A 25,346-nucleotide genomic window follows, 5' to 3' on the forward strand; every position below is an offset into this window, starting at 1 on the left:
CAGACCTTAGACAAAAACGTGAGGTAGTGCCGATGCGAGAGACCGTGGCGGTGGTCGGCGCCGGAGTGTCCGGGCTGACCGCCGCATATCTACTGACCCCCTGGTACGACGTGACGCTGTTCGAGGCCGAACCGCGTCTGGGCGGGCATGCCCACACCCACGACGTCACCGACCCGGCCGGGCATCCGCTCGCGATCGACACCGGTTTCATCGTGCACAACGCCCATACCTATCCCCTGCTGCGCCGCTTGTTCGCTGAACTGCGCGTGCTGACCCGGCCGACCGAGATGAGCATGAGCATCAGCGACCCGGCCAGCGGCCTGGAGTTCGCCGGCGGCCGCGGGCTGACCGGAGTCTTCGCCCAGAGCCGCCGCCTCGCGGATCCGCACTTCCTCCGCCTGCTGACCGAGGTACGCCGTTTCCACCGCCGCGCCGCCGCCTACATCGAGCGGACCGGTGACGACGACCTCGCGACCTTCGGCCAGTTCCTCGAGGCGGAGCGTTTCAGCCCGGCCTTCATCCGCCTGTACGCCGTCCCGGTCGTCTCCTGCGTCTGGTCCTGCGGCGGCGGCTCGGCCCTCAGCTACCCGGCGCGCTACTTGTTCCGGTTCCTCGACCACCACGGGATGCTCTCGGTCAGCGGCTCGCCGCAATGGCTGACCGTCACCGGCGGTTCCCGGCAGTACGTCGATGCGCTCGCCGCCCGGCTGGACGCGGTTCGGGCCGGCCTTCCGGTGCGGGCGGTGCACCGCCATCCCGACGGCGTCACAGTGACCGTTGCCGACGGCAACACGATGGACTTCGGCCGGGTCGTGCTGGCGACGCATGCCGATCAGGCGCTCGACCTGCTCATGGATGCGACGCCGGCCGAGAAGTCCGTGCTCGGGCAGTTCGAATACAGCCGCAACGAGACCGTCCTGCACACCGACGCGTCGTTGCTTCCCACAACGAAGAACGCCCGTGCCTGCTGGAACTACGTCGTCCGCGGCGACGCACCGCTCACGACGTACTGGATGAACCGGCTGCAGGGCCTCGAGACCGACGAGACCTACCTCGTCACGCTGAACGGCGCCGAGGCCGTCGATCCGGCGAAGGTGATCGCCCGGATGGACTACGAGCACCCGATCTACACCCCGAAGGCGGTGGCCGCGCAGAGCAAGCTGGCGGCGCTGAACACCGGCCGGATCGCGTTCGCGGGGGCGTATCACGGCTGGGGCTTCCATGAGGACGGCTGTCGCGCCGGTGTCGCGGCGGCGGAGTCCCTCGGGGTGCGCTGGTGACGATCGTCGGTGAGATCCCCACCCTCCCGGCGGTCGTCACCGGCTTCGTCCGGCACGCGCGGTCGATCCCGATCCGGCACGCGTTCCGGCACCGGGTCTACCAATGGCTCGTCGACCTCGACGATCTGCCCCGGCTGCCCTGGTACCTGCGGCCGCTCGGCGGGTTCGACGTGCGCGACCACCTCGGCGGCCACGGTCCGACGATCAAGGCCGGAGTACGTCGCTACCTGGCCGGCCACGGCATCGAGTACGACGGCCGGATCGTGATGCTCGCGAACGCCCGCGTCCTCGGCCATGTCTTCGACCCGATCACCGTGTTCTGGTGCGTCGACAGCCCGTACGTCGTCGCCGAGGTGCACAACACGTACGGCGAACGGCACGCCTACCTGCTCACACCGGACGCGGACGGCACGGCCGAGACCGCGAAGAAGTTCTACGTCTCGCCGTTCAACGACGTGTCCGGCGACTACCAGCTCCGGTTCGAGCTCGACCGCAGCCGGGTGCGGGTCCAGGTCAGCCTGACCCGAGGCCATCGCACCGTGTTCGGTGCGAGCTTCGACGGCGTACCACGACCGGCTACCCGACGTGCGGTGCTCGCAGCCGCCGTACGGATGCCACTGATGCCGCAGCGGGTGTCCGGGCTGATCCGGCTGCACGGATTGTGGCTGTGGGCGCGGCGCCTCCCTGTCGTGAAGCGGTCGACGCGGAGGACCTTGCGCGGCCGGATCGCCCGGTTGATCGTGGATCGCGTTCTCGACCGGGTGCCGGTACGCGCCGTCTACCCGGACGGCACCGTCCGCGGCGGCGGCGGACCGGATGCGCCGATCCTGCGGGTCATTCGGCCCGACTCGCTGTACGAACGGCTCGCGCAGAACCCGAAGATCGGACTGGGCGAGGCGTACACGGCCGGCGACTGGGAGCCGGGCGACGGCACCGACCTAGGCGAACTCTTGACCCCGTTCGCCGAGCGGCTCACCAAGCTCGTGCCGCGTCCGTTGGTCCGCTTCCGCAGCCTGGTTGACCAACAGGTCCCCGACCGGCTGCGCAACACACCGAATGGTGCCCGCAGCAACATCAGTGCGCACTACGACCTCAGCAACGCCTTGTTCGCGGCCTTCCTGGACCGCGGGATGTCCTACAGCTCAGCCATGTTCGAGAGCGCCGAGGAGTCGCTGGAGCAAGCACAGACCCGCAAGGTGGAGCACATCCTCGACCTGGCCGGGGTACGGCGTGGCAGCCGGGTGCTCGAGATCGGCATCGGCTGGGGCACGCTCGCGATCGCCGCCGCACGTCGTGGCGCCCACGTCACCGGCATCACGTTGTCGAGAGAGCAGTTGACGCTCGCCCGCGAACGGGTCGCCGACGCCGGGCTGACCGATCGTGTCGACCTGCGGTTGCAGGACTACCGCGCGGTGACCGGCTCGTACGACGCCATCGTCAGCGTGGAGATGATCGAGGCCGTCGGCGAGGAGTTCTGGCCGGAGTACTTCGGCACGCTCGACCGGCTGCTGGCGCCCGGCGGATCCGTTGCACTGCAGGCGATTCTGATGGACCACGACCGGATGCTCGCGACCCGGCACTCGTACAGCTGGATCCAGAAGTACATCTTCCCCGGTGGTCTGATTCCGTCCAGGACCGCGATCGACGAGACGCTGGCGCGCCATACCGCCCTGGCGGTGCAGGCCGATCTTCGCTTCGGTCCGGACTACGCCGAGACCCTGCGTCGCTGGCGGCGCCAGTTCGTCGCGAGCTGGCCGGCCGTCCGCGCACAGGGTTTCGACGAGAGCTTCCGGCGTACGTGGGAGTTCTACCTGGCCTACAGCGAGGCCGGCTTCGCGTCGGGCTATCTGGACGTCGGCCAGCTGCTGCTCAGGCGGTCCGGTCCTCGCCGGGAGTCCGGCCGAACGCCTGATGGTAGGTCCGGGTGAAGTGGGCGGAGCTGGTGTAGCCGACCCGGTAGCCGACTTCGGCCGCGGTCAATGACTGGGTGCGAAGCAGGACCCTGGCCTCCTGCAGGCGGATCTGCTTCTGGAACTGGATCGGTGTCATCGAGGTCGCTGCCCGGAAATGACGGTGGAAGGTCGACGCGCTCATGCCGGCCAGGTCGGCGAGGTCTGCCACCAGCAGGGGTTCGTTGTGGTGATTGCGGATCCAGCTGATCGCCCGGGAGATGTGAGCGAGCATGCCGTCGGCCAGACCGATCTGCCGGACCAGTCCACCCTGTTCACCGGACAGCAGCCGCCACAGGATCTCCCGCCGGATGCCTGGCGCGAGCACGCGCACGTCGTCCGGACGGTCCGCGATCCGCAACAACCGCACGACGGGATCGAGCAAGTCAGAGGTCGCGTCGCTGACCACGAGACCGGCGTACTGCGACTTCCGCTCGGGAGCGTCGTCGAGCAGCAGCGCGGCGATCTCGACCGGGTCGAGCCGCAGGCTGACGACGGTGAACGGTTCGTCCGGCGTCGCCTTCAGCGCCTGGCCGACGACGGGGAGATCCAGTGACGTGACGAGGAACTGGCCGGCGCCGTACTCGTAGGCGACGCCGTTGAGCATCGTCAGTTTCACGCCTGAGGCAACGATCGCGACCGACGGCTGGGCCATGCTCGCGGTCAGCTCGGTCGGTTCGTCACGCCGGCTGACCTGTACCCCGTCGATCAGGTGCACGCTGTTGCCGCGCTGGCCGGCCGTGTGCCGGATGATCAGAATCCGGAGTTCGTCGAGCAGATCCACCTCTCCAGTGGAGCGACTTCGGCAGGATCGCGCAAGCCGGCGCCAGGATGATGCTCACGCCGCGACGCATCCCGGTGCTCTGATGGAAGGACCACCACCAGAAAGGCACCACCCGTGAATCGCAGAATCCTCGGCGCCACCGGCATCTCCGTCAGTGACGTCGCCCTCGGCGCGATGATGTTCGGCGCGATGGGCAACCCAGACCACGAGGACTCGGTCCGGATCATCCACCGCGCCCTCGACGCGGGCATCAACCTGATCGACACCGCCGACGTCTACTCGGGCGGCGAGTCCGAGGAGATCGTCGGTACGGCGATCCGCGGCCGGCGCGACGACGTCGTACTGGCGAGCAAGTTCGGCCTGCCGATGGGCGAGGACCCCAACCGGCGCGGCGCCTCCCGCCGCTGGATCCGGCAGGCGGTCGAGGCCAGCCTGCGGCGGCTCGGCACCGATCACCTCGACCTGTACCAGCTGCATCGTCCGGATCACGACACCGATCCGGGTGAGACCCTGTCCGCGCTGTCGGATCTCGTCCAGGCGGGGAAGATCCTCGCCTTCGGTTCGTCGATGTTCCCGGCCGAGACGATCGTCGAGGCGCAGTGGACAGCGGAGCGTCGCGGTACACACCGCTTCCTGACCGAGCAGACGATGTACTCGATCCTGACCCGGCGGCCGGAGGCGTCGGTGTTCCCGGTGGCTCAGCGGCACGATCTCGGCGTGCTGACCTTCGGGCCGCTCAACGGGGGCTGGCTCTCCGGCCGGGCGAACCAGGCGTCGTCGCACCGGGCGTCGGCGCGGCCGTCCAGCTACGACCCGAGCACTCCGACCGGTCAGGCGAAGGCCGCGGCCGTCGCGAAGCTGGGTCCGCTGGCCGCCGAGGCCGGTATGACGCTGCCTCAGCTCGCGGTTGCGTTCGTCCGGGCGCACCCGGCGGTCACCTCGGTCCTGATCGGCCCGCGCACGCAGGACCAGCTCGACAGCCTGCTCCCGGCCGCCGAGCTCGACCTCACCGACGACATCCTCGACCGGATCGACGAGATCGTTGCACCAGGCACCGAACTGGACCCGGCCGACAACTACGCCGCCACCCCGCCGGCGATCGAGCACGCACACCTGCGGCGCCGCTGAGGCCTTGCCGGCCGCGTCCTCAGACGTCGGGCAGCGCCACGAACGACAACACCACCCGGTCCTTTCCCGGCGACGCCGTCAGATGCGGCTCGAGGACGGCGTTGATGCCCTCGCGGATCGCATCCAGGTCCGCGGGGTCGACGTACACGGCCAGTTGGCTGTAGCCGAGTTGCGGCAGCCGGGTCTCCAGATCGCCGCGCTCGACGGCACGGTCGAAGTCGGCGGCCAGCCGGGTGAGCATCATCAGGAACGCCTGGCGGTGCTGCTCGGGCGTCATCGCGCGCGCCTCGCGTTCGTCGATCCGGCCGACCTTGGTCTGGTCCAGGCTGAGCGTGCGCTCGGTCGTACCGCGGACCTTCCGCTCGCGGACCACGGTCAGGAAACCGGCGTCGATCAGTACGGCGACGTGGCGGTACAACGACGTGGTCGGCACGTCGGGGAGATCGCGTTTCAGGTCGGTCGTGGTCAGCTCACGGCCGAGGACGCGCTGGACGATCCGCCAGCGGATCGGGTGCAGGAGCAGGTCCGACACCGGAGTGGATGACTCGGCCATCAGGGTCGCTCCAGGGTTCTCACGGGTCTCCATTGGTCCCAAGTTTGGTAATAATAGCGTGAACGGAAGCATTTCCCCGTCGCCCAAGGAGAACGTGCTGTGTCGCTCACCCGTCGTACCGTGCTCAAATCCGCCGCTGCCGCTGTTCCGGTGGCCGCGCTGTCCACCTTGCCCGCCGCGGGCGCCACTACCCGTGAACCGGTCGCGATCGGGCGGCTGGCCGACAAGATCGAGGCGGGGATGGCGAAGTACGCGATCCCTGGCGTCGGTCTGGGCCTGTGGTACCGCGGCCGCGAGTACGTCCGCGGTTTCGGGGTCACGAGCGTCGACACCAACGAGCCGGTGTCCGGCGACACCGTGTTCCGGATCGGCTCGACCACGAAGACGTTCACCGCGACCGCGATCATGCGGCTCGTCGAGCGTGGGCGGGTCAGTCTCGACCGGCCGGTGCGCGCGTACCTGCCCGACTTCCGGACGGCTGACCCGTCGGTCGCCGCTCGGGTCACCGTGCGCCAGCTGCTGAACCACACCGCCGGCTGGCAGGGCGACTACCTCGAGGACTACGGGGATGGCGACGACGCGCTCGCGAAGTACGTCGCCGGTATGACGAAGGTCCCGCAGCTGACACCGCTCGGGAAGGTGTTCGCGTACAACAACGCCTCGCTCGGGGTGGCCGGCCGGATCATCGAGGTGGTGACCGGCAAGCCGTACGAGCTCGCCGCGCGCGAACTGGTCATCGATCCGCTGGGTCTCGACCACAGCCGCTTCTTCCGGAGTGAGCTGGGCGGATTCAGCGTCGCTGCCTCGCACAACATCGTTGACGGCAAGGCGGTTGTGGAGCCGGCCTTCGATGCGATCCCGCGCAGTCTGCAGTCGATCGGTGGACTCATCTCGAGCGCCCGCGACCAGCTGCGGTACGCCCGTTACCACCTGGGGCACCGCGGTCTCCCCCACCTGCTCAGCGACCGCAGCAGGTTGGCGATGCAGTCTCACCCGGGTCCCGGCGGCACTCTGTTCGTCGAGCTGAACGGCGTGGGCGTCAGCTGGATGCTGCGTCCGACAGCGCAGGGTCCGACAGTCGTGCAGCACGGTGGTGACTGGTCCGGTCAGCACTCCGGCTTCCTGTTCGTGCCGCGGCGGGACTTCGCCATCACGTTGCTGACGAACTCCGAGAGCGGTCCCCTGCTGGTGGCCGAGTTGTTCGCGGACGACTGGGCGTTGCAGGAGTTCGCCGGCGTCAACAACCTTCCCGCCGTACCGCGTGAGCTGCCGCCGCGCCGACTCGCGGAGTACGAAGGCACCTATGTCTCCCAGCAGATCGGCCTCGACGGCAAGCCGGAAGATCTGGCGCTCGACGTGACTGCCCACAACGGCGAGTTGGTAGCCGGCGCGGGTGGGCAGGCGCTGCTGCGTCTCGCCTTCTACCGCAAGGACTACGTGCTCGCCCTGAACCCCGACGGCACACCGACCCACACCCGCGCCAACTTCGTCCGCGGCGCGGCCGGACCAGTGGAGTGGTTCAGGTACGGCGGACGTCTGTTCCGTCACCACGCTGCCGGAGCCCGCGCGACCACGGCCCGCGCTGCCAACCTCCGCTTGCTCAGTCGTTAGCAGTAACCATCCACAGATGCCCGTCCGGATCGGTGAAGGTGGCCAGGTACGCCCAGGGCTTACGTATGGGCGCAGTCACCTGCACCGCTCCGGCGGCGATCGCCTTGGCGGTCTGCGCGTCTACCGCCTGCTCGCTGGCGACGGTCACCGTGAGGATGCATTCGCTCTGGCCGTACGGCGCGGCGGGCTGGTCACCTAGTACCCACCCGAAGCCCTCGGTCGGGATGAGCATCAGTCGGACGTCCTCCGCGAGTGCGAACTGCAGGGGTTCGGGGATGCCGTCCTCGTCGGGCTCGCCTACGGGTGTCAGGCCGAGCGCCTCCTGGTAGAAGGCGTACGACCGGGGCCGGTCCTCGATCGCGAGGCCGATGATCATCGGGTCACTCCTGCGGTGAATCGGGCGGCGTCGAGGATGTAGTGCAGTCGCTCGGCGGGGACCTGGCGGTCGATGCCCAGTGCAACGGTCACGTCGAGGCCGTGGATGACGTCGTGGGACAGCGCGCCTACGTACCCGCCGCCTGGTGGCTTCCATGGGTGGTTGACGTTCTGGCGGAGGCATTCGACCAGCTGGGCCGATGACAGTCCAGCAGCGGGCAGTCCGGCCAGCACGTCGGCCAGCTCGGTGCGCTCGGCCGCAACCGCAGTTCTGATATCCGTCATACCCCACCGACGAACGTCTCAGGCCCGCACAGACACCTCGTGCAATCTTTTCTGCAGGTACAACCGCTCCGCATCGGTGGTCGCGAGCTCGAGGGCTTCTTCGTACGCCGTCTTCGCCTCGGGCCAGCGTTCCAGACGGCGGAGGAAGTCGGCTCGGGTCGCTGGGAGGAGGTGATAGCCGGCGAGCGGTCCCTCGGCGAGCTCCTGGACGAGCCGGAGGCCGACGGCCGGGCCGTCTGCCATGCCGATGGCTACGGCACGGTTGAGGGTGACGACCGGAGTCTGTGGGAGTCGGGCGTAGAGCCCGGCGATCTGCGGCCAGTCCGTGTCCGCCGCGGTGCGGGCGGTCGCGTGGCAGGCGGCGATGGCGGCCTGCACCTGGTACGGGCCCGGAGCGCCGCGGTCGAGCGCGGAGTCCAGCAGGTCGACGCCCTCTTTGATCTGGCTGTGGTCCCAGCGGGTTCGGTCCTGGTCATCGAGGGTGACGAGGGCACCGTCGTCGGCCAGCCGCGTGTTGCGTCGGGCGTCATGCAGCAGCATCAAAGCAAGCAGGCCGGTGGGCTCTGGTTCAGGTAGGAGCTGGACGAGCAATCTGGCCAGTCTGATCGCCTCACCGCTCAGATTGCTCCGTACGACATCGGAGTACCCCTCGTTGAACAGCAGATACAGCACCGCGAGTACTGCGGGCGTCCGCTGCGGCAGCAGATGCGCGGGCGGGACGCGGTACGGGATGCCGGCGTGCTGGATCTTCTGCTTCGCGCGGGTCAGTCGCTTCGACATGGTCGTCTCCGGGACCAGGAACGCCCGGGCGATCTCCGCAGTACTCAGACCGGCCAGCGTGCGCAACGTCAACGCCACACGGGCCTCCATCGCCAGGGCGGGATGACAGCAGGTGAACATCAACCGCAGCCGGTCGTCCGGCACGTCGTACGGCGGATCGTCGTCGTACGACAGCGCAGCGACCTGACGCAGCTTGGCGGCACCCACCGCCTCGCGGCGCATCCAGTCGATCGCACGGTTGCGTGCGGTTGTGGTCAGCCAGGCACCAGGCCGGTCCGGTACGCCGTCGACCGGCCACCGCTGCAGCGCCGCCGCGAACGCCTCCTGCGCACACTCCTCGGCCAGCTCCCAGTCACCGGTCACCCGGATCAGAGTGGCGACCACCTGTCCCCACTCCTGCCGGTAGATGTCCTCCAGCGTCACACCGGTGGCTCCAGCACCGGACGGATCTCGATCGTGCCGTAGCCGGCCGCAGGGTGCTTGGACGCGATCTCTATCGCCTCGTCCAGGTCGGCGCAGTCGATCAGGACGAAACCTCCGATCTGCTCCTTCGTCTCGGCGAACGGCCCGTCGGTGAGCAGGAGCTCGTCGTCCCGCACCCGCACCGTGGTGGCTTCATGAGGCGGCCGCAGCCCCGCGCCGCCCGCCACCACGCCCCGGGCTTCCATCTCTTCCGACCAGCCGCCGCACCCGTCGTTCGCGTACTCGGTCCCGGAGGGGTCGCCACAGATCATCAGCAGGTACTTCACCCAGCCATCGTCGCAGGTCTAGCGTCGACGGCAAGGACCTTCAGGCGGGAGGGCATGTGATGACCGGACGGATCGTGCACTTCGAGGTGCCGTACGACGACGGCGAGCGAGCGCGGACGTTCTACCGCGAGGCGTTCGGGTGGAAGCTGCTGGAGATGCCCGAGATGAACTACACGATGGTGTCGACCGGGCCGGTGAACGAGCAGTCGATGCCCGCCGAGCCCGGCTTCATCAACGGCGGCATGTACCGGCGCAGCGGCGAGCTCACCCGCCCGATCCTGACCGTCGACGTCCCGGACATCGACGCCGCCTGGAAGACCATCGAGAGCCTCGGCGGCGAGCGCGTCGGCGAGAAGCTCCCGGTCGGCGACATGGGCTTCGCGGCGTACTTCAAGGACCCCGAAGGCAACGTCCTCGGTCTGTGGCAGACCGCCTAGGTTCTGTCTGGCCGTTCAGGTCGGCGTACATCGGTAGTTCACGGTCGAGTGCCTAGACTGCGGGGTGTGTTGGCTCCGGTGGCGTCCTCGGGAGGACTGAATGCCTGACCGTATCCAGACCATTGCCTATCCGGCACCGGGATCGCGGCCCTCGCGGCGGGATCCGGATCCGCTCGCGCCGCACGTGATCGTGCTGTTCGGGGCGACCGGCGACCTGGCCAAGCGCAAGCTGCTGCCCGGGCTGGCCTATCTGCAGCAGTCCCGGTTCACGCCCGACGTACGCATCATCGGCACGGCGACCGAGGATCTGACGTCGGACGAGTTCCGGGCGCGCGCCCGGGAGGCCGTCGAGACGTTCGGCATGCACAAGCTGAGCGACGAGCAGTGGTCGCAGTTCTCCGAGACGCTCGACTACGTCCCGGTGACGGCCGGCCCGGAGGCGCTGGCGAGGGCGGTGAAGTCGGCCGAGGAGGCGCTCGGCCCCGACGTACGCCGGCTGCACTACCTGTCGGTGCCCCCGAAGGCGGCCCAGTCGGTGATCGCGATGCTGCGCGACGCGGACCTGGTCGACCGGGCCCGGGTGGTGATGGAGAAGCCGTTCGGCGACGACCTGGCCAGCGCGATCAAGCTCAACGACTTCGTCCACGAGACGTTCGACGAGTCGCAGATCTTCCGGATCGACCACTTCCTCGGCAAGGAAGCGGCGCTGAACATCCTCGCGTTCCGGTTCGCGAACGGCCTGTTCGAGCCGATCTGGAACCGGAACTTCATCGACCACGTGCAGATCGACATCCCGGAGTCGCTCGGGCTGGACCAGCGCGCCACCTTCTACGAGCCGACCGGCGCGTTCAAGGACATGGTCGTCACGCACCTGATGCAGGTGATGTCGTTCGTCGCGATGGAGCCGCCGACGGCCCTGGAGCCGCGGGCTATCTCGGAGGAGAAGAACAAGGTCTTCCGGTCGATGCTGCCGATCAGCCCGACCGACGTGGTCCGCGGTCAGTACTCCGGCTACCGCAACGAGGAGGGCGTCGCGCCGGACTCCGACACCGAGACGTTCATCGCGCTGCGGGTCGAGATCGACAACTGGCGCTGGGCCGGTACGCCGTTCTTCCTGCGCACCGGCAAGAAGATGGCCCAGGGCCAGCGGATCATCTCGATCGCCTTCAAAGAGGCGCCGAAGACGATGTTCCCGTCCGGGTCGGGTGTCGGCTCGGAGGGTCCGGACCATCTGACCTTCGACCTGGCCGACTCGTCCCGGGTGTCACTGTCGTTCTACGGCAAGCGGCCCGGCCCGGGCATGCGGCTGGAGAAGCTGTCGATGCAGTTCTCCACCCAGGAGACCGAGAGCGCCGGCGACGTACTCGAGGCGTACGAGCGCTTGATCCTGGACGCGATGCGCGGCGACCACACCCTGTTCACCACCGCCGAGGGCATCGAATCGCTCTGGGACCGCTCCGCCCATCTCCTCGAGGACCCGCCGCCGGTCAAGCCGTACCAGCCCGGCACCTGGGGCCCGAACGCGATCCACCAGCTGATCGCGCCGCGCGCCTGGCGGCTCCCCTTCGAACGCGAGTGGCGGGAGTAGCAAGGGCCTTGGCTAGGCTGCCGCGCATGCGGGAGATTCTGGTCATCGGTGTCGGGGCGGGCGATCCGGAGCAGGTGACGATGCAGGGCGTGTCGGCGCTGAACCGGGTCGATGTGTTCTTCGTGCTCGACAAGGGCGAGGTGAAGCAGGAGCTGGTCGACCTGCGGTCCGAGATCCTGCGGCGGTACGCGACGTCGAAGGATTACCGGGTGGTCGTCGGCCGCGACCCGGAGCGGGATCGCACGGCCTCGGCGTACGTCGAGGCTGTGGACGACTGGCGACGCCGACGGGCCGACGTGTGCGCGGAGATGATCGCGTCCGAGCTGGGCGAGGACCAGGTCGGCGCGTTCCTGGTCTGGGGCGATCCGTCGCTGTACGACAGCACGCTGGCGATTCTCGACGACATCCTGGCGCGGGGTGAGCTCGAGTTCGGGGTCGAGGTGATTCCGGGGATCAGCAGCGTGTCGACGCTCGCCGCCCGGCACAAGGTCGGGCTGAACCAGGTGGGCCGGCCGATCCAGATCACGACCGGACGACGGCTCGCCGCCGGCTGGCCGGAGGGTGTGGACGACGTCGTCGTGATGCTCGACGCGCAGACGGCGTTCACCGAGCATCTCGACGCCGACATCTATTGGGGCGCGTATCTCGGCACGCCGGACGAGATTCTCATCTCGGGACCGCTGCGGGAGGTCGCGAGCGAGATCGAGAAGGTGCGCGCCGAGGCCCGGGATCGCAAGGGCTGGATCATGGACACCTACTTGTTACGACGGCCTAGGTAAAAGCACGCCGGGTGGGAGAGTGCGGCGACCTAGACCAAAGGTGTAGGCGGTCTGGACTTCGGGCCGAAGCGGCGACGGCGGCGGCTCGACGACGCTGCAGGCATGAAGAAACTCTTGGTGATCATGACGGCCGCCTTGGCGCCGGCGGGCTTGTTGGTGGGCCTCGCCGGGCCGAGTGACGCGGCCCAGCAGGACGTCGTACGAACAGATGGCGGCCTGGTTGCGAGCAAGACGGTCGGGGACGCAAGGGTCTTCGACGGGATCCCGTACGCCGCTCCCCCGGTCGGCCCGCTGCGCTGGAAGGCCCCTGCACCCGCCAAACCATGGACCGGCGTACGTGAGTCGAAGCTCGGCAACGTCTGTCCGCAGCAGGCGAACTCAGAGGCTCCGGACGGGTCGTCCACCGAGGACTGCCTCTATCTGAACGTCACCACCCCGGCCAAGCCCTCCCCGAAGCCTCGAGCCGTCGTGGTGTGGATCCCCGGCGGTGGGTTCTTCTCGGGCGCCGGTAACAGCTACGAGGCGTCGAAGTTCGCCGCCCGCGGCGATGTGGTCGTCGTGACGGTCAACTACCGGCTCGGCATCTTCGGCTTCTTCGGGTACCCGGGTCTGCCGGGATCCGGCACCTACGGCATCCAGGACCAGCAGGCCGCGCTGCGCTGGGTCCAGCGCAACGCCCGCGCATTCGGCGGCGATCCGCGCAACGTGACAGTCGCGGGTGAGTCCGCCGGCGGCATGAGTGTCTGCGCCCAGCTGACGTCTCCGACCTCCACGGGTCTGTTCTCGAAGGCGATCATGCAGAGCGGCTCGTGCGAGTTCAACTGGGCCGCCAACAGCCAGTACCCCGGTCAGGCCGCGGACTCCCCCTGGATCCCGGCCGGCACGGTGCAGTCGAACGGCAAGGAATGGGCGGCCGACAACAAGACCAAGCTCGGCTGCAAGCCCGGCCAGTCCATGCTCGACTGCCTCCGCGCCGCGAAGTCCGACGTACTGGTCGACGACACCCTCAACTTCACCCAGATCGGGTACGGCGGGACTGCCGTCGTACCGCTGTCACCTGCTCGCGCGCTGAAGGCCGGACTGTTCCACCGGGTGCCGATCATCTCCGGCAACAACCACGACGAGGCGAACGGCTGGTTGGCTGCCTTCGGCGACATCAAGGACTACCCGCAACTGGTCAAGAACATGGTCGGCGCTCGGAAGGCTCCGCAGGTACTGCAGCACTACCCGCAGGCTCGGTACGACTCTCCCGCCGCAGCGTGGGGCGCAGTCACGACGGACCGGATCTGGTCGTGCACACAGGTCGCTTCGGACCAGCACGCGGCCGGGAAGGTGCCGGTGTACGCGTACGAGTTCGCCGACAAGCACTCGCCGATCGCCTCGCCCGGACTGGGAGCCGCACACGCGATGGAGCTGCCGTACCTGTTCCGGCTCGGTGGGTACGACTTCCCGATGTCGGCGACGCAGCAGACGCTGTCGAACCAGATGATTGACTACTGGACAGCGTTCGCCCGGACCGGCAACCCGAACGGACCGGATCGGCCGCACTGGTCGCCGACCGGCGTACGTGAGGTCAAGGGCCTCTCACTCGCGCCGACTGAGCAGACCGGCATCCAGCAGGTCAGCCTGAGCGCTGAGCACCAGTGCGGGTTCTGGTCACGCCTTGGCTGACGCTTTTCTCCAGATCGGCATGAGGATCGGCGAGAGGAGCAGCAGGAGCAACGCGTAGAAGTTGACTCCGGGAACCAAGGCCGCCAGCAGGAAGGCGACCACGGTCAACCCGGTCAGGATCAGGGAGCCGACCAGTCCCTCTCTGCTGACCGGGTTGTCCGGGTTCTCGAGCTCCTGATGCCCGTGGATCATCCAGGCGATCGCCGACTGGCAGATGCTGAGCGCCAGAATCGTGCCGGTGTAGAACCCGGCCGTGAACCGGCCGCTCGGGAAGGCCCCGATGATCTCGGTCGGGAACGGCAGGACGACGATCGTGAGCAGCCAGAGCAGGTTCAGACGGATCATCGCGGTGTTGTAGACGCGGACATGTTCGAAGAGCCGGTGATGACCCAGCCAGAAGTTGGCGATCACCACGAAGCTCAGCAAGAACGTGAAGATCTCCTGCCAGTGGTCGGTGACCACACTGACCGCGTCGCCGCCCTCCGCCCTCACCTCCGGCACCAGGTCCACCAGCGGCAGCACCAGCAGCGTGATGGCGATCGCCACGACCGCGTCGGTGAACAGGACCAGGCGGTCGGGGTCTCTCGTCGTACTCACGGCCGAAAGAGTAGCCGTCAGGTGTGTCGTTCGCGGATCAGGCTGATCGACAGGACCGCCGCGGCGAACACGAATCCGGCCGCGGCGAGCCATGCTGCGCCGTACCCGTCCCTGAGCGCTTGGAGGGTGCCTTCGGTCGCTCTGTGCGCGGTGGTTGATGCTGCGAGTGTGGCGAGTACTGCGGTGCCGATGGCCGCGCCGGCCTGTTGTGCGGTGTTGTTGAGGCCTGAGGCGAGTCCGGCGTCGCTGGCGTCGGCGCCAGACATAGCGAGCATGATCGCGGCCGGGATGGCGACTCCGATGCCCGCGCCCATGACTGCGAGCACTGGGCCGACGTTGACGACGTACGAGCCGTCCACTGGTGCCTGGCTGATCCACAGCAGCGCCAGGAGGAAGACGACCAGTCCGGCGATCAGCATCTTGCGGGGGCCGAAGCGGACTGTGAGGCGTGGGGCGATCGAGAGTGACATGAGCGCGTTCATGATCGGCGCCGGCAGGAAGGCCAGACCGGTGGTGAGTGAGTCGTAGCCGAGTACGCGCTGGACGTACAGCGCAGTGGTGAACTGGAAGCCGAAGCCGGCGGCGAAGAGCAGTACGACTACTACGTTGGCCACGCTGAGCTGACGGCGACGGAAGATGCGCAGGGCAAGCAATGGGTTCTCGATGCGTGCCTGGCGTAGTACGAACGCTGCCAGGAGTGCCAGTGACGCCGCAGCCTGCAGCAGCGTGCGGGTCAGGGTCGCCGTGGGCTCTGCGGTCTGGACGATCGTGTAGACGCCTAGCGATAGACCTGCGGTCACCAGGACGGCACCTACTACGTCGGCGCCCTTCGCCAGGCCGAGTCCTGGCTGGTGTGCCAGCAGCCGTACGGCGAACGCCAGGGCGATGGCTCCGATCGGGACGTTGATCAGGAACGCCCAATGCCAGCCGATGGTCTGCGTGATGACGCCGCCGAGAATGAGGCCTATCGAGGCACCGCTCGCGGCTGTGAAGCTGTAGACGCCCATGGCTCGTGCTTGCTCGCCCGGCTTGGGATACAGGTTGACGATCATCCCGAGGATGACCGCCGAGGCCAGAGCGCCACCGACTCCTTGCAGGAACCGCCCGGCGATCAGCACCTCCTTGTCGGCCGCCAAGCCGCACAGGAGCGAGGCCGCGGTGAACAACCCGAGGCCTGTTAGGAAGATCCGCTTACTCCCGATCAGGTCACCGATGCGGCCGGCGAGCAGGAGGAGGCCGGCGAAGGCGATCAGATACGAGTTCATCACCCACGCCAGCCCCGCCTGCGAAAACTCCAGATCCCCCTGAATCGTCGGCAACGCAACCGTCACCACGGTCCCGTCGAGAATGATCATCAGCTGCATCACACACAGCACGACAAGCGCTCTACCTCGCCCTCGCGCCGCCTCCACCACCACGTCCACACTCACAGGTCGTCTCCTCAGTTTGGTCGTTCAGAAAGACCATAACAGATCGTCCTGTAACAGACGATCTCTTATCAGATAAAATTCTGGCCATGCGGGGAACGAGCCCATCGCGGTGCTCCGGCGGGGGTGATCAGCCCATCGCGGTGCTGCGCGTGCGACCGCCCTTGTGAGTGACTCGCTCGGACAAGCGCATCCGATCGCCGTCGAAAACCACCTGACCACCGCGGCTCCCAGCGGTTAGGGTCGCGAGGTGAGAGATGAGCCGGCGGAGATCTCATCTGACTTGGTGGCTGGGATCCTCAATGAGCATTGGGGTTTCGAGGCCACGGAGGTGACCTACGCGCCGGTGGGCTTCGGCAGCTACCACTGGATTGCCTCGACGGACGACGGGCCGCAATGCTGGGCGTTCACCGTTCTGCCTTACTTACAGGGATGGAGTACTCCCGACGGCGCCTGGGACGACCCCGCAGAGCGGGAGCAGATCGCCCGGATCCTCGGCCAGTTGCATACGGCACCGGTTCCAGAAGCCTTGCAGCGCTGGGATTTCGCCGTACCGGACCGCGCCGCACTCCTCGCCGCGCTCGCCGATCTCGACCAACCGTGGAGCTCCGGTCCGTACGCCGAACCCACCCGCCTGCGTCTGATCGGCGCACACGACTACGTGCTCACCAAGCTGAAGCACTACGACGCACTGGTCCGCGAGATCGAGGCATCGGACGATCCCTGGGTCATCACACACGGCGAGCCACACAGCGCGAACGTCCTCCGCACCCCCTCCGGCATGCGCCTCATCGACTGGGAAACCGTCCGCCTGGCACCCCGCGAACGCGACCTGGCCGCAATCCTCGACGGAGCAGCCGACGTACTCCCGGCGTACCAATCAGAGGCCGGCCCATTCACTCCACGCCCCACAGCCCTCGAACTCTTCGACATCTGGTGGTCCCTCGCCGAGATCGCCTCCTACGTCCACCTGTTCCGCCAACCACACACCGACTCCGAGGACAGCAAACAGTCCTGGCAGGAGCTGACGGATTATCTGCCCAGCTGACACGCTGGCACCTCGGGCTGGCCGAGTCTTGATCGGGTGGCTCGGCGGCGTGAGACTACCGAGATGCCGGAGGATCTCGTCGAAGTCGCACGCCGCTGGGTCGACGCGTTGGAGCAAGCGGACGTACCAGCGGCCAACGCGGTCAGCGGTCTCGATGGATGGGATCCAGGTCCATGGATCGCCGAGGCGTGGCAGCCGAGAGTGGAGGAGCTCGCGGGTTCGGACCGGACGGTGAGCGGTGCGCGGCAGGTCAACGACCACATGGTTCGTGTCGTCCTGGCCGGCAACCGCGGACAGGCGTTCGCGAGCGTGGTGCTCGACGAGGCCGGCAAGGTCGTCGGTACGTCGATCGACTCCGACGAGCAGGACGGACGATTCTGGGTCGTCGTCGGCTGCCCCGAGGAGCGAGAGGACGAACTGCGAGCGTTCTACACGATGCTCACCGACGGACGGATCGGGCCAGGCGAGGGCGCGATGCGCCCTCCAGGCTGGCGCGACCCAGCAAACCCAACACAGATCCACATCGACGTGCAGGTAGCCGACTTGGAGGCCGCCGAGCACGCCGTACTGGAGCACGGCGCGACGAAACTGGAGGACTTCCCCGACTGGCGCGTGTACGCCGACTCGGTGGGCCACCCGTTCTGCCTGTACCCCGGCCTCCCCAAACCCACGGACCGACTCGGAACCCTCGTCCGCGTGGTCATCGACTGCGCCGATCCACCACCGCTGGCGCGATTCTGGAGCGCCGTTCTGGACCTGCCTCGCACGGTCGAAGACTCACCCGACCGAATCGTCATCGCCCGCGCCGACAACCGCCTGCCGATGCTCGCCCTGCAACGCGTCCCCGACTACCAACCGCCACGCTGGCCCGACCCCGAACACCCACCACAGATGCACTTCGACATCGGCTTCGACGACCGAACCGAGAAGGAACGCGTCGCCCTTGAGCTCGGAGGGCGACGGCTCCCGCCGCAGGGCGGCAGCTGCCCGGTGTACGCCGACCCCGCCGGCCACCCGTTCTGCCTTTGCTACAAGGGCGAGTGAGTGCCGACAGCAACGGTTCAGAGAAGGCACGGCCGTACAGTCGCTACCGATACAACTACGCTCGGCCAACGGTTTGTGCCGCTGGCCGGCCCAGCGTCGATCGGCACCGTCGCACGATTGCCGCGATCTGACAGCGCAAGGTCAGCGGTTCGAGACCAGCCCTGACCATCTCCCTCCTGCGGATCCCCGATCCGAGAACCTCGGAGCCCGAGCATCAGGACGATGCAAAACAGTTCCACCCCCGCAGCGAGCTCAGCGGCGAGGACGCTGGGTGAGGTCGATCGTGATCGGTGGATCCCCGTACGGCGAGAGTTGGGTGACCGTTGGAGCCGGTCGGAGCTTTGGGTCGGTCTGGAACTGTCGCTCCAGGTGATCCTCGGCCGCCAAGTCTCCTGCGTCGGCGGCGAGCAGTAGCCGGGCGACCTCGTCGGCATCGGAATCTGTGATCCCAGTGCCGACCTCGTCCCACAGGAGTGCCTCGTGGCCGTACCGGTGCAGGACCTCCATGATCACGTACGTCCGGATGAATCCCGGACCGGACAGTTCCGAGTTGGGCGCCACGCCATAACGCGCCGGATCGAGGCGACCGGCACGATAGCCCGTCCAGACTTCCGCGGCGGTCTCGAAGAGTGCCCCCTCACCGGTCGGCAGATCCCGGACGTCGAACGAACGGCTCCCAGGCTCGAGTTCGGGATCGAACCGCTGCCACCGGTCGCCGTTCCACCATTCGGCCACGACGTGATCACCGCGGAAGTCCGGAGGTCCCGGGAAATAGCCGGTGAAGCCCACCCGGGTCCGAGCCGGGATTTCCTGCTCGCGTAGAGCGGCGACTGCGAGCAACGAATGATCACGACAGCATCCCGCTACGCGGTCGCCGGGCGGGCGCGGATCCGACAACGGCCCGGGATGCCTGGCCTGATCAAGATCCAGGATGGTTGACGCCCACCGCGAGTTGATCTCGCCCCGACGATGATCGCGGAGCAGGTGTGCCTCGGCGCGATAGTGGAGGACGAGATTGCTGACCGCCGTGCAGATCTCCTCGATCCCGGACAGCTCACGAAGCAGCCGACCGTGCCGGCCCGGATCCGAGAAGGCGGAATGCCGCGCGAGTCGGTCCTGGATGGTCACGCACCGATCCTGCCCTGATTTCGCTGACATTTCAGGCATTTACAGCGCATCGCCACCGTCAGAACAGCACAATGGCCGGCTCTGTGTACTCCGACCCCGCCGGCCGCCCGTTCTGCCTTTGCAACAAGGGCGAGTGAGTGCCGACAGCAACGATCTTCAGGAGGCATGACGCGGCGAGGCAGGCCGGCAGCAGTCTCCTCGACAGGTACGAACCAGCCCCACCACGGGGCGGTCGCACGCGCGGCAGCGCGCACGGGTGCGGGCGGTAGCCCGCAGGTCCGGCGATAGCCGGAAAGGATGCTCCGGGCGATGAGCCCGGGGGTGGGTGGGAAGCGGCGCGCAGCACGGCGACGAAGGAGCCGCGCGTGGCACCGGGATGGGCTGATCACATCCCGGGCGGGGTCTGTTCGGTCAGCTGGTGCGTTGGCGGGAGCGGCGTACGGGTTGGGCTGTGGTGGGAGTGGAGAGGGGGCCGTCGACCAGCGTGGTGATGGCGTCGACGAAGGGCTTGCGTTGGGGGGCGGCGAGGGTGTTGAGGGCGTTGGCGTGGACCTGGTCGACGATTTTCTGGCCTTCGGCGGCGATTTTGGCGCCGGCGGGGGTGACGGCGATGATGCGGGCGCGGCGGTCGGTGGCGGCGGGTTTGCGTTCGGCGTAGCCGGCTTCCTCGAGGGCGTCGACGGTGACGACCATCGTGGTCTTGTCCATGTACGCGAGCTCCGCGATCTGGATCTGGGTGCGTTCCGCCTCGAGCGCATGCCGCAGTACGCACTGCATCCGCAGCGTCAGGCCGATCTCCGCCAGCGCCGCGGACAGCTGGGTCTCCAGGACATGGCCGGCGTGCGTGAGGTAGCCGGTCAGGTCGGGCACGGTACGTTCTGGAAGCTGCGCCATACCTTCGAGAGTAGCGCGGGATCGTCTGTCCGCAGATGATCCGGAGTCAGATCATTCTCCGCGGGCGCCGTCGATCAGCTCCCGGACCACGTCGAGGTGGCCGAGGTGCCGCGCCGATTCCTGCAGTACGTCGAGCAGCAGCCGCTCGACCCGGATCGGCCCGCGGTACCCGTCGACGAACCCGGTCCAGTCCACCTTGCTCAGCGTCTCCCGCGACCGCTCCCACTCCGCGTCGTACGCCGCGACGACCGACGCGACCGTCTCGTCCGGCCCGATCCGGAACTCGTAGTCGTGGTCGTCGGACCGCCATAACGACGGCAGGTCCTGTCCGCCGATCGTCCGCTGGATGTGCTGCCGTTGCACCGCAGTCAGGTGTTTGATCAGCCCGAGCGGATTCATCACCGGCGAGGTGGCGAGCGGCGTCGCGCGGGCTTGCTGCTCGTCCAGCCCGTCGAGCTTGTTCACCGCGGTGGTGTGGATGAACTCGAAGTACCCGATCACTGACTGCGCGAGTGTCAGGTCGGTATCCGGCCACGGCCGGTCTCTCAGCACCATGCGCGGCAGCCTCTCACCCGGCACCGACAATCGCGGGAATGCGACGGCTTGCTCGCTGACCACCGCGGTGTCGCAAAACCGCGAGCCTGGCGTTATTGCAACTAGTTCGCTCGACACTATGACTCTTCTGGAAACCCGTACGCCGACGGTCCGCTGGCTAGGAGTCGTCGCGGTGACGCTCGGGATCTTCGCGATCGTGACCACCGAGATCCTCCCGATCGGTCTCCTCACTCCTATCGGCGCGGACTTCGAACTCACTGCCGGACGCACCGGTTGGCTGATGACAATGCCCGGACTGGTCGCAGCAGTCGCCGCACCGGTCGTCACGGTCGCAACAGCTCGGCTGGACCGCCGTCTGATGCTCTGCGTGCTCATGGTGCTGCTGGCGATCGCAGGACTCGTCGCGGCGATCGCACCGGTGTTCTGGCTCGAACTGGTAGCCAGATTCCTCGTCGGGCTCACCATCGGCGGCTTCTGGTCGATCGGAGCCGGGCTGGCGGGGAGACTGGTCCCGGAGCGGTGGGCGCCGCGCGCTACAGCCGTGATCTTCTCCGCGGTGCCGCTTGGCTCGGTGCTCGGCGTACCGGCTGGCACGTTCGTTGGTGAGTTCGCGGGGTGGCGTACGTCGTTTGCTGCGCTCGGGGTGCTCGGTCTACTGGCGCTGGTCGTACTGCGAACCACGGTGCCTCCGCTGCCGCCGCTGCAGGTCACGCGGGCTGCAGTACTGCGTGATGCTCTTCGAGGTAGTCGGAATGCGCTCATCGTGACGTGTTTGATCGTCACGGCACAGTTCGCGACCTATACCTATGTCACGCCGTTCCTGCGCGATGTGGTGCGGCCGGAGCTCATCGGGCTGCTCTTGCTGATCTATGGGGCTGCGGGCCTGGTGGGCAATGTCATCGCTGGTACGGCGGCTGTGCGGAACCTGAGGGCGACGTTCGCCACCTGTGCGGGGCTGATTGCGGCTGCGACTCTGCTGCTGCCGGTCGCGGGTCACACCGCGGCTGGGGCGCTGGTGGTGCTCGTGGTCTGGGGGCTCGGGTACGGCGGGATCCCGGTGTGCTCGATGAGCATGTTCGCGCAGGCGGCGCCGCAGTCGCGGGAGGCGGCGACGGTGTGGTTCACGTCGTCGTACCAGGCGGTGTTGTCGATCGGTGCGCTGCTCGGCGGGCTGGTGGTGGATGCGTGGTCGATACCGGTGGCGATGGTGGCCGGTGGTGGGTGTGCGGTGGTGGCGGTGGCGGTGCTGCTGTGGTCCAGAACACAGGAGGTTCCGGGGACGTAGCATCGCGGGCATGGCGCGGACCGAGACCGATCGATGCCCTGGTGTGCTGGCGGTGCATCAGGCGGCTGATGGCGGTCTGGCGCGGGTTCGGTTGCCGGGTGGGTGGCTGAGTGCGGAGCAGCTCGAGGTACTGCGGGTTGCTGCCGCTGAGCTGGGTGATGGGCGGCTGGAGCTCACCTCTCGCGCGAATGTGCAGATCCGCGGGCTGGATGCGCGGGGGCCGCGGGAGTTGTCGGATCGGTTGTTCGGTGCGGGTCTGCTGCCGTCGATGGCGCATGAGCGGGTGCGGAACATCCTTGCGTCGCCGCTGTCCGGGTTGGATGAGGAGTCGCGGTACGACGTACTTCCGGTGGCTGCTGCGCTGGACCGGGAGCTGTGTGGGCGGCCGGGGTTGGCGGAGCTGCCGGGGCGGTTCCTGTTCGCGCTGGACGATGGGCGGGGAGATCTGGCGGAGGTGCGGGCGGACGTTGCTGTGCGTGCGCTGGACGATGAGAGTGGTGTGCTGAGCCTCGGTAGTCGTGGTGTGCGGGTGGCGTGGGCTGATGCGCCGTGGCTGATGCTGGCTGCGGCGGAGGCGTTCCTGGCGGTGCGCGATCAGGAGTGGCGGATCGCTGAGGTGCCTGGCGGCGAAGAGCGGATCCTCGAGCGGCTCGGGCTGCGGGCGGATGAGGCGCTGGACACCAGCACCACGCGGGTGACAGCTGGTGTGCACGGCGAGGCGCTGGTGGTAACCGTCCCCCTCGGAAGCCTCACCCAGGACCAAGCAACTGCGCTGGTCGAAGCCGCCGGGGTCGGTGGAGTCGGCGGCGGTGCGGGCGGAGCTGTGGGGGCGGCTGGGACCGGCGGTGTCGCGGGGGCGGCGGGTGGGGTTCGGATTACGCCTTGGCGGTCCGTTGTGGTGGGGACTGGGGTAGTAGGGCTCGAGGGCGTTGGGTTGGCTACTGCGCCTGGCTCGGTCTGGGAGGGTGTGACGGCGTGCGCCGGGAGGCCGGGGTGTGCGAAGGCGCTGGCTGATGTGCGTCGTGACGCGATCAGGCTCATGCCTGCGTTCCCGCGTGACGGGCGGCGAGTGCATTGGGCTGGGTGTGAGCGGCGGTGTGGGAAGCCGAGCGGTGAGTTTGTGGATGTGGTTGCGGTGGGCGATGGGTATCTGGTGGATGGGGAACGGGTGTGAGCTTCGAGTACGAACGGGACGGCGCGGAGATCTATCGGCGGTCGTTTGCGACGATCCGGCGTGAGGCGGCGCTGGACGGCCTGCCGGCGGATGTGGCGCAGGTTGCTGTGCGGATGATTCATGCCTGTGGGATGACTGATCTGGTTGGCGATCTCGCTTGGTCGCCCAACGTCGTGAAGAGCGCGCGGGCTGCGCTGCAGGGTGGTGCGCCGATTCTGTGTGATGCGCAGATGGTGGCGGCCGGTGTCACGCGGCGGCGGCTACCCGCGGACAACGAGGTGATCTGCACGTTGCAGGATCCTCGGACCGTCGAGCTCGCCCAACGCCTCCAAACCACACGGAGCGCCGCGGCGGTCGAGCTCTGGGACGAGCACCTGGCCGGAGCGGTTGTTGCTATCGGCAACGCTCCGACGACGTTGTTCCACTTGCTCAACCGGCTTTCCCAACGCGCACCGCGGCCTGCAGCGATCCTCGGGATCCCGGTCGGTTTCATCGGTGCGGCCGAGTCGAAGGACGCGCTGGCGGCGAACGAGCTCGGTCTCGAGTACCTGATCGTCCGCGGCCGCCGCGGCGGAAGCGCGATCACCGCCGCCGCGGTCAACGCAATCGCAAGCGAGGAAGAGTGATGACCGAGCAAAGGTCCACCGGGCGGTTGTGGGGCGTCGGGCTCGGACCAGGCGATCCCGAGCTCGTGACCGTGAAGGCAGCGAGGCTCATAGGCGCGGCCGACGTGATCGCGTTTCACAGTGCGCGGCACGGGCGGAGCATTGCGCGCGGGGTGGCGGCGCCCTACCTGACAGATGGGCAGATCCAGGAGCATCTGGTCTACCCGTTGACGACGGAGACGACGGACCACCCGGGCGGGTATCAGGGTGCGATGGATGACTTCTACGAAGACTGCGCCGGCCGGCTCGCAGCGCATCTTGACGCCGGCCGCAACGTCGTCGTGCTCGCGGAAGGGGATCCGCTGTTCTACGGGTCCTACATGCACATGCACAAACGTCTCGCGGACCGCTACCCGTGTGAGGTCGTCCCGGGCGTCACGTCGGTGAGTGCGGCAGCTGCCGTGCTCGGGCGGCCGTTGTGTGAGCGGGACGAGATCCTCACCGTCCTCCCGGGCACCCTGCCGCCGGATGTGCTGGCGGACCGGCTGAGAGAGACCGACGCAGCGGCCGTGATGAAGCTAGGACGCACCTTCGCCAACGTCCGCGAAGCCTTCGAGTTGGCCGGGCGTGCGGACGAGGCCTGGTACGTCGAACGCGCCACGACCGACGCCCAGCGCACATCGCCCCTCAACGACGTCGACCCCGACGAGGTCCCGTACTTCTCCCTCGCCCTCCTCCCCAGCCCGATCAACAACACCTTCACTCCCCCGCAGACCCGAACCGCGACCGAAGGCTCAGTGACGGTCGTCGGCCTGGGACCGGCCGGAGCCGAGTGGATGACCCCTGAGGTCCGCGCCGCCATCGCGAGCGCCGACGACGTGATCGGCTACACCACGTACGTCGACCGCCTCCCCGACCGCGCCCGTCAGCGCAAGCACGGCTCCGACAACCGCGTCGAGTCCGAGCGGGCCGCCTTCGCGCTCGACCTGGCCCGTAAGGGCTCAAACGTGGTTGTGGTCTCGTCCGGTGACCCCGGCGTGTTCGCGATGGCCAGTGCGGTCACAGAGGTCGCCTCGGAGCCGGAGTACGCCGACATCGCCGTACGCGTGCTGCCCGGGATGACTGCCGCCCAGGCCGTCGCCAGCCGGGTCGGAGCGCCGCTCGGGCACGACTACTGCGTCCTGTCACTGTCGGACCGCCTGAAGCCGTGGGAGGTGATCGCCCAACGGCTGACCGCAGCGGCAGCAGCCGACCTGGCGATCGCGATCTACAACCCGGCCTCGAAGTCCCGCACCTGGCAGGTGGCGGCAACCCGCGATCTGCTGCTCGAGCACCGCTCCCCCGGTACGCCGGTGGTGGTCGGCCGGGATGTCGGCGGCCCGGAGGAAGCGATCACTGTCACAACACTGGCGGAACTCGACGCACAGACGGTTGACATGCGGTGTCTGCTCCTGATCGGCTCGTCACAGACCCGTACCGTGCTCCGCCCCGATGGTCCGTTGGTCTTCACTCCCCGCCGCTATCCGGGCACGGTGAGTGAGCCCACGCCAGGAGCCGGTTAAATCCGCTCCCGGGCTGTGTCAGGCGCCGTACGGACGGGTAGGGACCCGCGCGGAAGCC

The 25,346-nt window shown here is 67.9% G+C and carries 25 protein-coding genes; 14 read left to right on the plus strand and 11 right to left on the minus strand.

All coding sequences use genetic code 11. The annotated features are described in order from the left end of the window. Positions 1-32 precede the first annotated feature (32 nt). On the plus strand, positions 33-1,280 hold the full coding sequence (locus OHA10_RS39940; RefSeq protein ID WP_371403978.1) for an NAD(P)/FAD-dependent oxidoreductase: 1,248 nt from the start codon (positions 33-35) through the stop codon (positions 1,278-1,280). Then, entirely contained in the window at positions 1,277-3,208 is a 1,932-nt protein-coding gene (locus tag OHA10_RS39945; RefSeq protein WP_371403979.1) for a DUF1365 family protein, read from the plus strand. Before OHA10_RS39940 ends, OHA10_RS39945 begins: the two co-directional genes overlap by 4 nt. Here OHA10_RS39945 and OHA10_RS39950 read toward each other — a convergent pair. Next, positions 3,150-4,013, minus strand: coding sequence for an AraC family transcriptional regulator N-terminal domain-containing protein (locus tag OHA10_RS39950; RefSeq protein WP_371403980.1), 864 nt, complete (start codon positions 4,011-4,013; stop codon positions 3,150-3,152). The two genes, OHA10_RS39945 and OHA10_RS39950, sit on opposite strands and share 59 nt — an antisense overlap. Positions 4,014-4,127: 114 nt before the next feature. Between OHA10_RS39950 and OHA10_RS39955 the strand changes: the two genes are divergently transcribed. After that, complete coding sequence (locus OHA10_RS39955; protein ID WP_371403981.1) at positions 4,128-5,141, plus strand: aldo/keto reductase; 1,014 nt, start codon at positions 4,128-4,130, stop codon at positions 5,139-5,141. Between the two features lie 19 nt (positions 5,142-5,160). On the opposite strand, the gene OHA10_RS39960 is transcribed toward OHA10_RS39955, so the two are convergent. Then, on the minus strand, positions 5,161-5,694 hold the full coding sequence (locus tag OHA10_RS39960; RefSeq protein ID WP_371403982.1) for a helix-turn-helix domain-containing protein: 534 nt from the start codon (positions 5,692-5,694) through the stop codon (positions 5,161-5,163). Positions 5,695-5,793: 99 nt separating this feature from the next. Here OHA10_RS39960 and OHA10_RS39965 point away from each other — a divergent pair, with 99 nt between their 5' ends. Further along, complete coding sequence (locus OHA10_RS39965) at positions 5,794-7,305, plus strand: serine hydrolase domain-containing protein (protein WP_371403983.1); 1,512 nt, start codon at positions 5,794-5,796, stop codon at positions 7,303-7,305. On the opposite strand, the gene OHA10_RS39970 is transcribed toward OHA10_RS39965, so the two are convergent. Genes OHA10_RS39970 through OHA10_RS39985 form a run of 4 tightly spaced genes read right to left on the minus strand, consistent with a single transcriptional unit; the run spans position 7,295 to position 9,494 of the window. Then, positions 7,295-7,681 carry a VOC family protein gene (locus tag OHA10_RS39970; RefSeq protein ID WP_371403984.1) on the minus strand — a complete coding sequence of 129 codons (387 nt, stop codon included), beginning with the start codon at positions 7,679-7,681 and terminating at the stop codon, positions 7,295-7,297. The two genes, OHA10_RS39965 and OHA10_RS39970, sit on opposite strands and share 11 nt — an antisense overlap. Continuing rightward, on the minus strand, positions 7,678-7,965 hold the full coding sequence (locus OHA10_RS39975) for a hypothetical protein (protein ID WP_371403985.1): 288 nt from the start codon (positions 7,963-7,965) through the stop codon (positions 7,678-7,680). The genes OHA10_RS39970 and OHA10_RS39975 overlap by 4 nt, the downstream gene beginning before the upstream one ends. 18 nt (positions 7,966-7,983) lie before the next feature. Next, complete coding sequence (locus OHA10_RS39980) at positions 7,984-9,168, minus strand: RNA polymerase sigma factor (RefSeq protein ID WP_371403986.1); 1,185 nt, start codon at positions 9,166-9,168, stop codon at positions 7,984-7,986. Further along, on the minus strand, positions 9,165-9,494 hold the full coding sequence (locus tag OHA10_RS39985) for a YciI family protein (RefSeq protein WP_371403987.1): 330 nt from the start codon (positions 9,492-9,494) through the stop codon (positions 9,165-9,167). Before OHA10_RS39985 ends, OHA10_RS39980 begins: the two co-directional genes overlap by 4 nt. A 59-nt stretch (positions 9,495-9,553) precedes the next feature. Here OHA10_RS39985 and OHA10_RS39990 point away from each other — a divergent pair, with 59 nt between their 5' ends. From OHA10_RS39990 to OHA10_RS40005, 4 genes are all read left to right on the plus strand, one after another. Continuing rightward, entirely contained in the window at positions 9,554-9,931 is a 378-nt protein-coding gene (locus tag OHA10_RS39990; RefSeq protein WP_371403988.1) for a VOC family protein, read from the plus strand. A 100-nt stretch (positions 9,932-10,031) separates the two neighbouring features. Further along, positions 10,032-11,519 carry a glucose-6-phosphate dehydrogenase gene (gene zwf, locus OHA10_RS39995; RefSeq protein ID WP_371403989.1) on the plus strand — a complete coding sequence of 496 codons (1,488 nt, stop codon included), beginning with the start codon at positions 10,032-10,034 and terminating at the stop codon, positions 11,517-11,519. A gap of 26 nt (positions 11,520-11,545) precedes the next feature. Further along, positions 11,546-12,298 (plus strand): precorrin-6A synthase (deacetylating), encoded by a 753-nt coding sequence (gene cobF / locus OHA10_RS40000; RefSeq protein WP_371403990.1) that lies wholly within the window; start codon positions 11,546-11,548, stop codon positions 12,296-12,298. A gap of 102 nt (positions 12,299-12,400) precedes the next feature. Then, a complete protein-coding gene (locus OHA10_RS40005; protein WP_371403991.1) occupies positions 12,401-13,969 on the plus strand; it encodes a carboxylesterase/lipase family protein in 1,569 nt (522 codons plus the stop codon). On the opposite strand, the gene OHA10_RS40010 is transcribed toward OHA10_RS40005, so the two are convergent. Further along, positions 13,955-14,566 (minus strand): TMEM175 family protein, encoded by a 612-nt coding sequence (locus tag OHA10_RS40010; RefSeq protein ID WP_371403992.1) that lies wholly within the window; start codon positions 14,564-14,566, stop codon positions 13,955-13,957. The two genes, OHA10_RS40005 and OHA10_RS40010, sit on opposite strands and share 15 nt — an antisense overlap. 17 nt (positions 14,567-14,583) lie before the next feature. Continuing rightward, positions 14,584-15,996, minus strand: a complete 1,413-nt coding sequence (locus OHA10_RS40015; protein WP_371403993.1) for an MFS transporter — start codon at positions 15,994-15,996, stop codon at positions 14,584-14,586. Positions 15,997-16,243: 247 nt separating this feature from the next. Here OHA10_RS40015 and OHA10_RS40020 point away from each other — a divergent pair, with 247 nt between their 5' ends. Next, positions 16,244-17,041: a phosphotransferase gene (locus OHA10_RS40020; RefSeq protein WP_371403994.1), complete on the plus strand. Its 798-nt coding sequence runs from the start codon at positions 16,244-16,246 to the stop codon at positions 17,039-17,041. A 63-nt stretch (positions 17,042-17,104) separates the two neighbouring features. Beyond that, entirely contained in the window at positions 17,105-18,085 is a 981-nt protein-coding gene (locus OHA10_RS40025) for a VOC family protein (RefSeq protein ID WP_371403995.1), read from the plus strand. A gap of 252 nt (positions 18,086-18,337) precedes the next feature. Here OHA10_RS40025 and OHA10_RS40030 read toward each other — a convergent pair whose 3' ends face one another. The 3 genes from OHA10_RS40030 to OHA10_RS40040 form a co-directional block, all read right to left on the minus strand. After that, positions 18,338-19,213, minus strand: a complete 876-nt coding sequence (locus tag OHA10_RS40030) for a transglutaminase-like domain-containing protein (protein WP_371403996.1) — start codon at positions 19,211-19,213, stop codon at positions 18,338-18,340. Positions 19,214-19,624: 411 nt separating this feature from the next. Further along, complete coding sequence (locus OHA10_RS40035; RefSeq protein WP_371403997.1) at positions 19,625-20,107, minus strand: MarR family winged helix-turn-helix transcriptional regulator; 483 nt, start codon at positions 20,105-20,107, stop codon at positions 19,625-19,627. A 51-nt stretch (positions 20,108-20,158) separates the two neighbouring features. After that, complete coding sequence (locus OHA10_RS40040) at positions 20,159-20,662, minus strand: DinB family protein (protein WP_371403998.1); 504 nt, start codon at positions 20,660-20,662, stop codon at positions 20,159-20,161. A gap of 118 nt (positions 20,663-20,780) precedes the next feature. Between OHA10_RS40040 and OHA10_RS40045 the strand changes: the two genes are divergently transcribed. The 4 genes from OHA10_RS40045 to OHA10_RS40060 are packed head-to-tail and all read left to right on the plus strand — an operon-like array spanning position 20,781 to position 25,288. Continuing rightward, on the plus strand, positions 20,781-21,947 hold the full coding sequence (locus OHA10_RS40045; RefSeq protein ID WP_371403999.1) for an MFS transporter: 1,167 nt from the start codon (positions 20,781-20,783) through the stop codon (positions 21,945-21,947). Positions 21,948-21,957: 10 nt separating this feature from the next. Further along, entirely contained in the window at positions 21,958-23,121 is a 1,164-nt protein-coding gene (locus tag OHA10_RS40050; RefSeq protein ID WP_371404000.1) for a precorrin-3B synthase, read from the plus strand. Continuing rightward, the gene (locus OHA10_RS40055) at positions 23,118-23,747 is read left to right on the plus strand and encodes a precorrin-8X methylmutase (RefSeq protein ID WP_371404001.1); all 630 of its coding nucleotides are present in this window, start codon (positions 23,118-23,120) and stop codon (positions 23,745-23,747) included. The genes OHA10_RS40050 and OHA10_RS40055 overlap by 4 nt, the downstream gene beginning before the upstream one ends. Then, the gene (locus OHA10_RS40060) at positions 23,747-25,288 is read left to right on the plus strand and encodes a precorrin-2 C(20)-methyltransferase (RefSeq protein WP_371404002.1); all 1,542 of its coding nucleotides are present in this window, start codon (positions 23,747-23,749) and stop codon (positions 25,286-25,288) included. Before OHA10_RS40055 ends, OHA10_RS40060 begins: the two co-directional genes overlap by 1 nt. The last annotated feature ends 58 nt before the right edge of the window (positions 25,289-25,346 follow it).

The sequence above is a fragment of the Kribbella sp. NBC_00662 genome (assembly GCF_041430295.1).
Taxonomy (GTDB): Bacteria; Actinomycetota; Actinomycetes; order Propionibacteriales; family Kribbellaceae; genus Kribbella.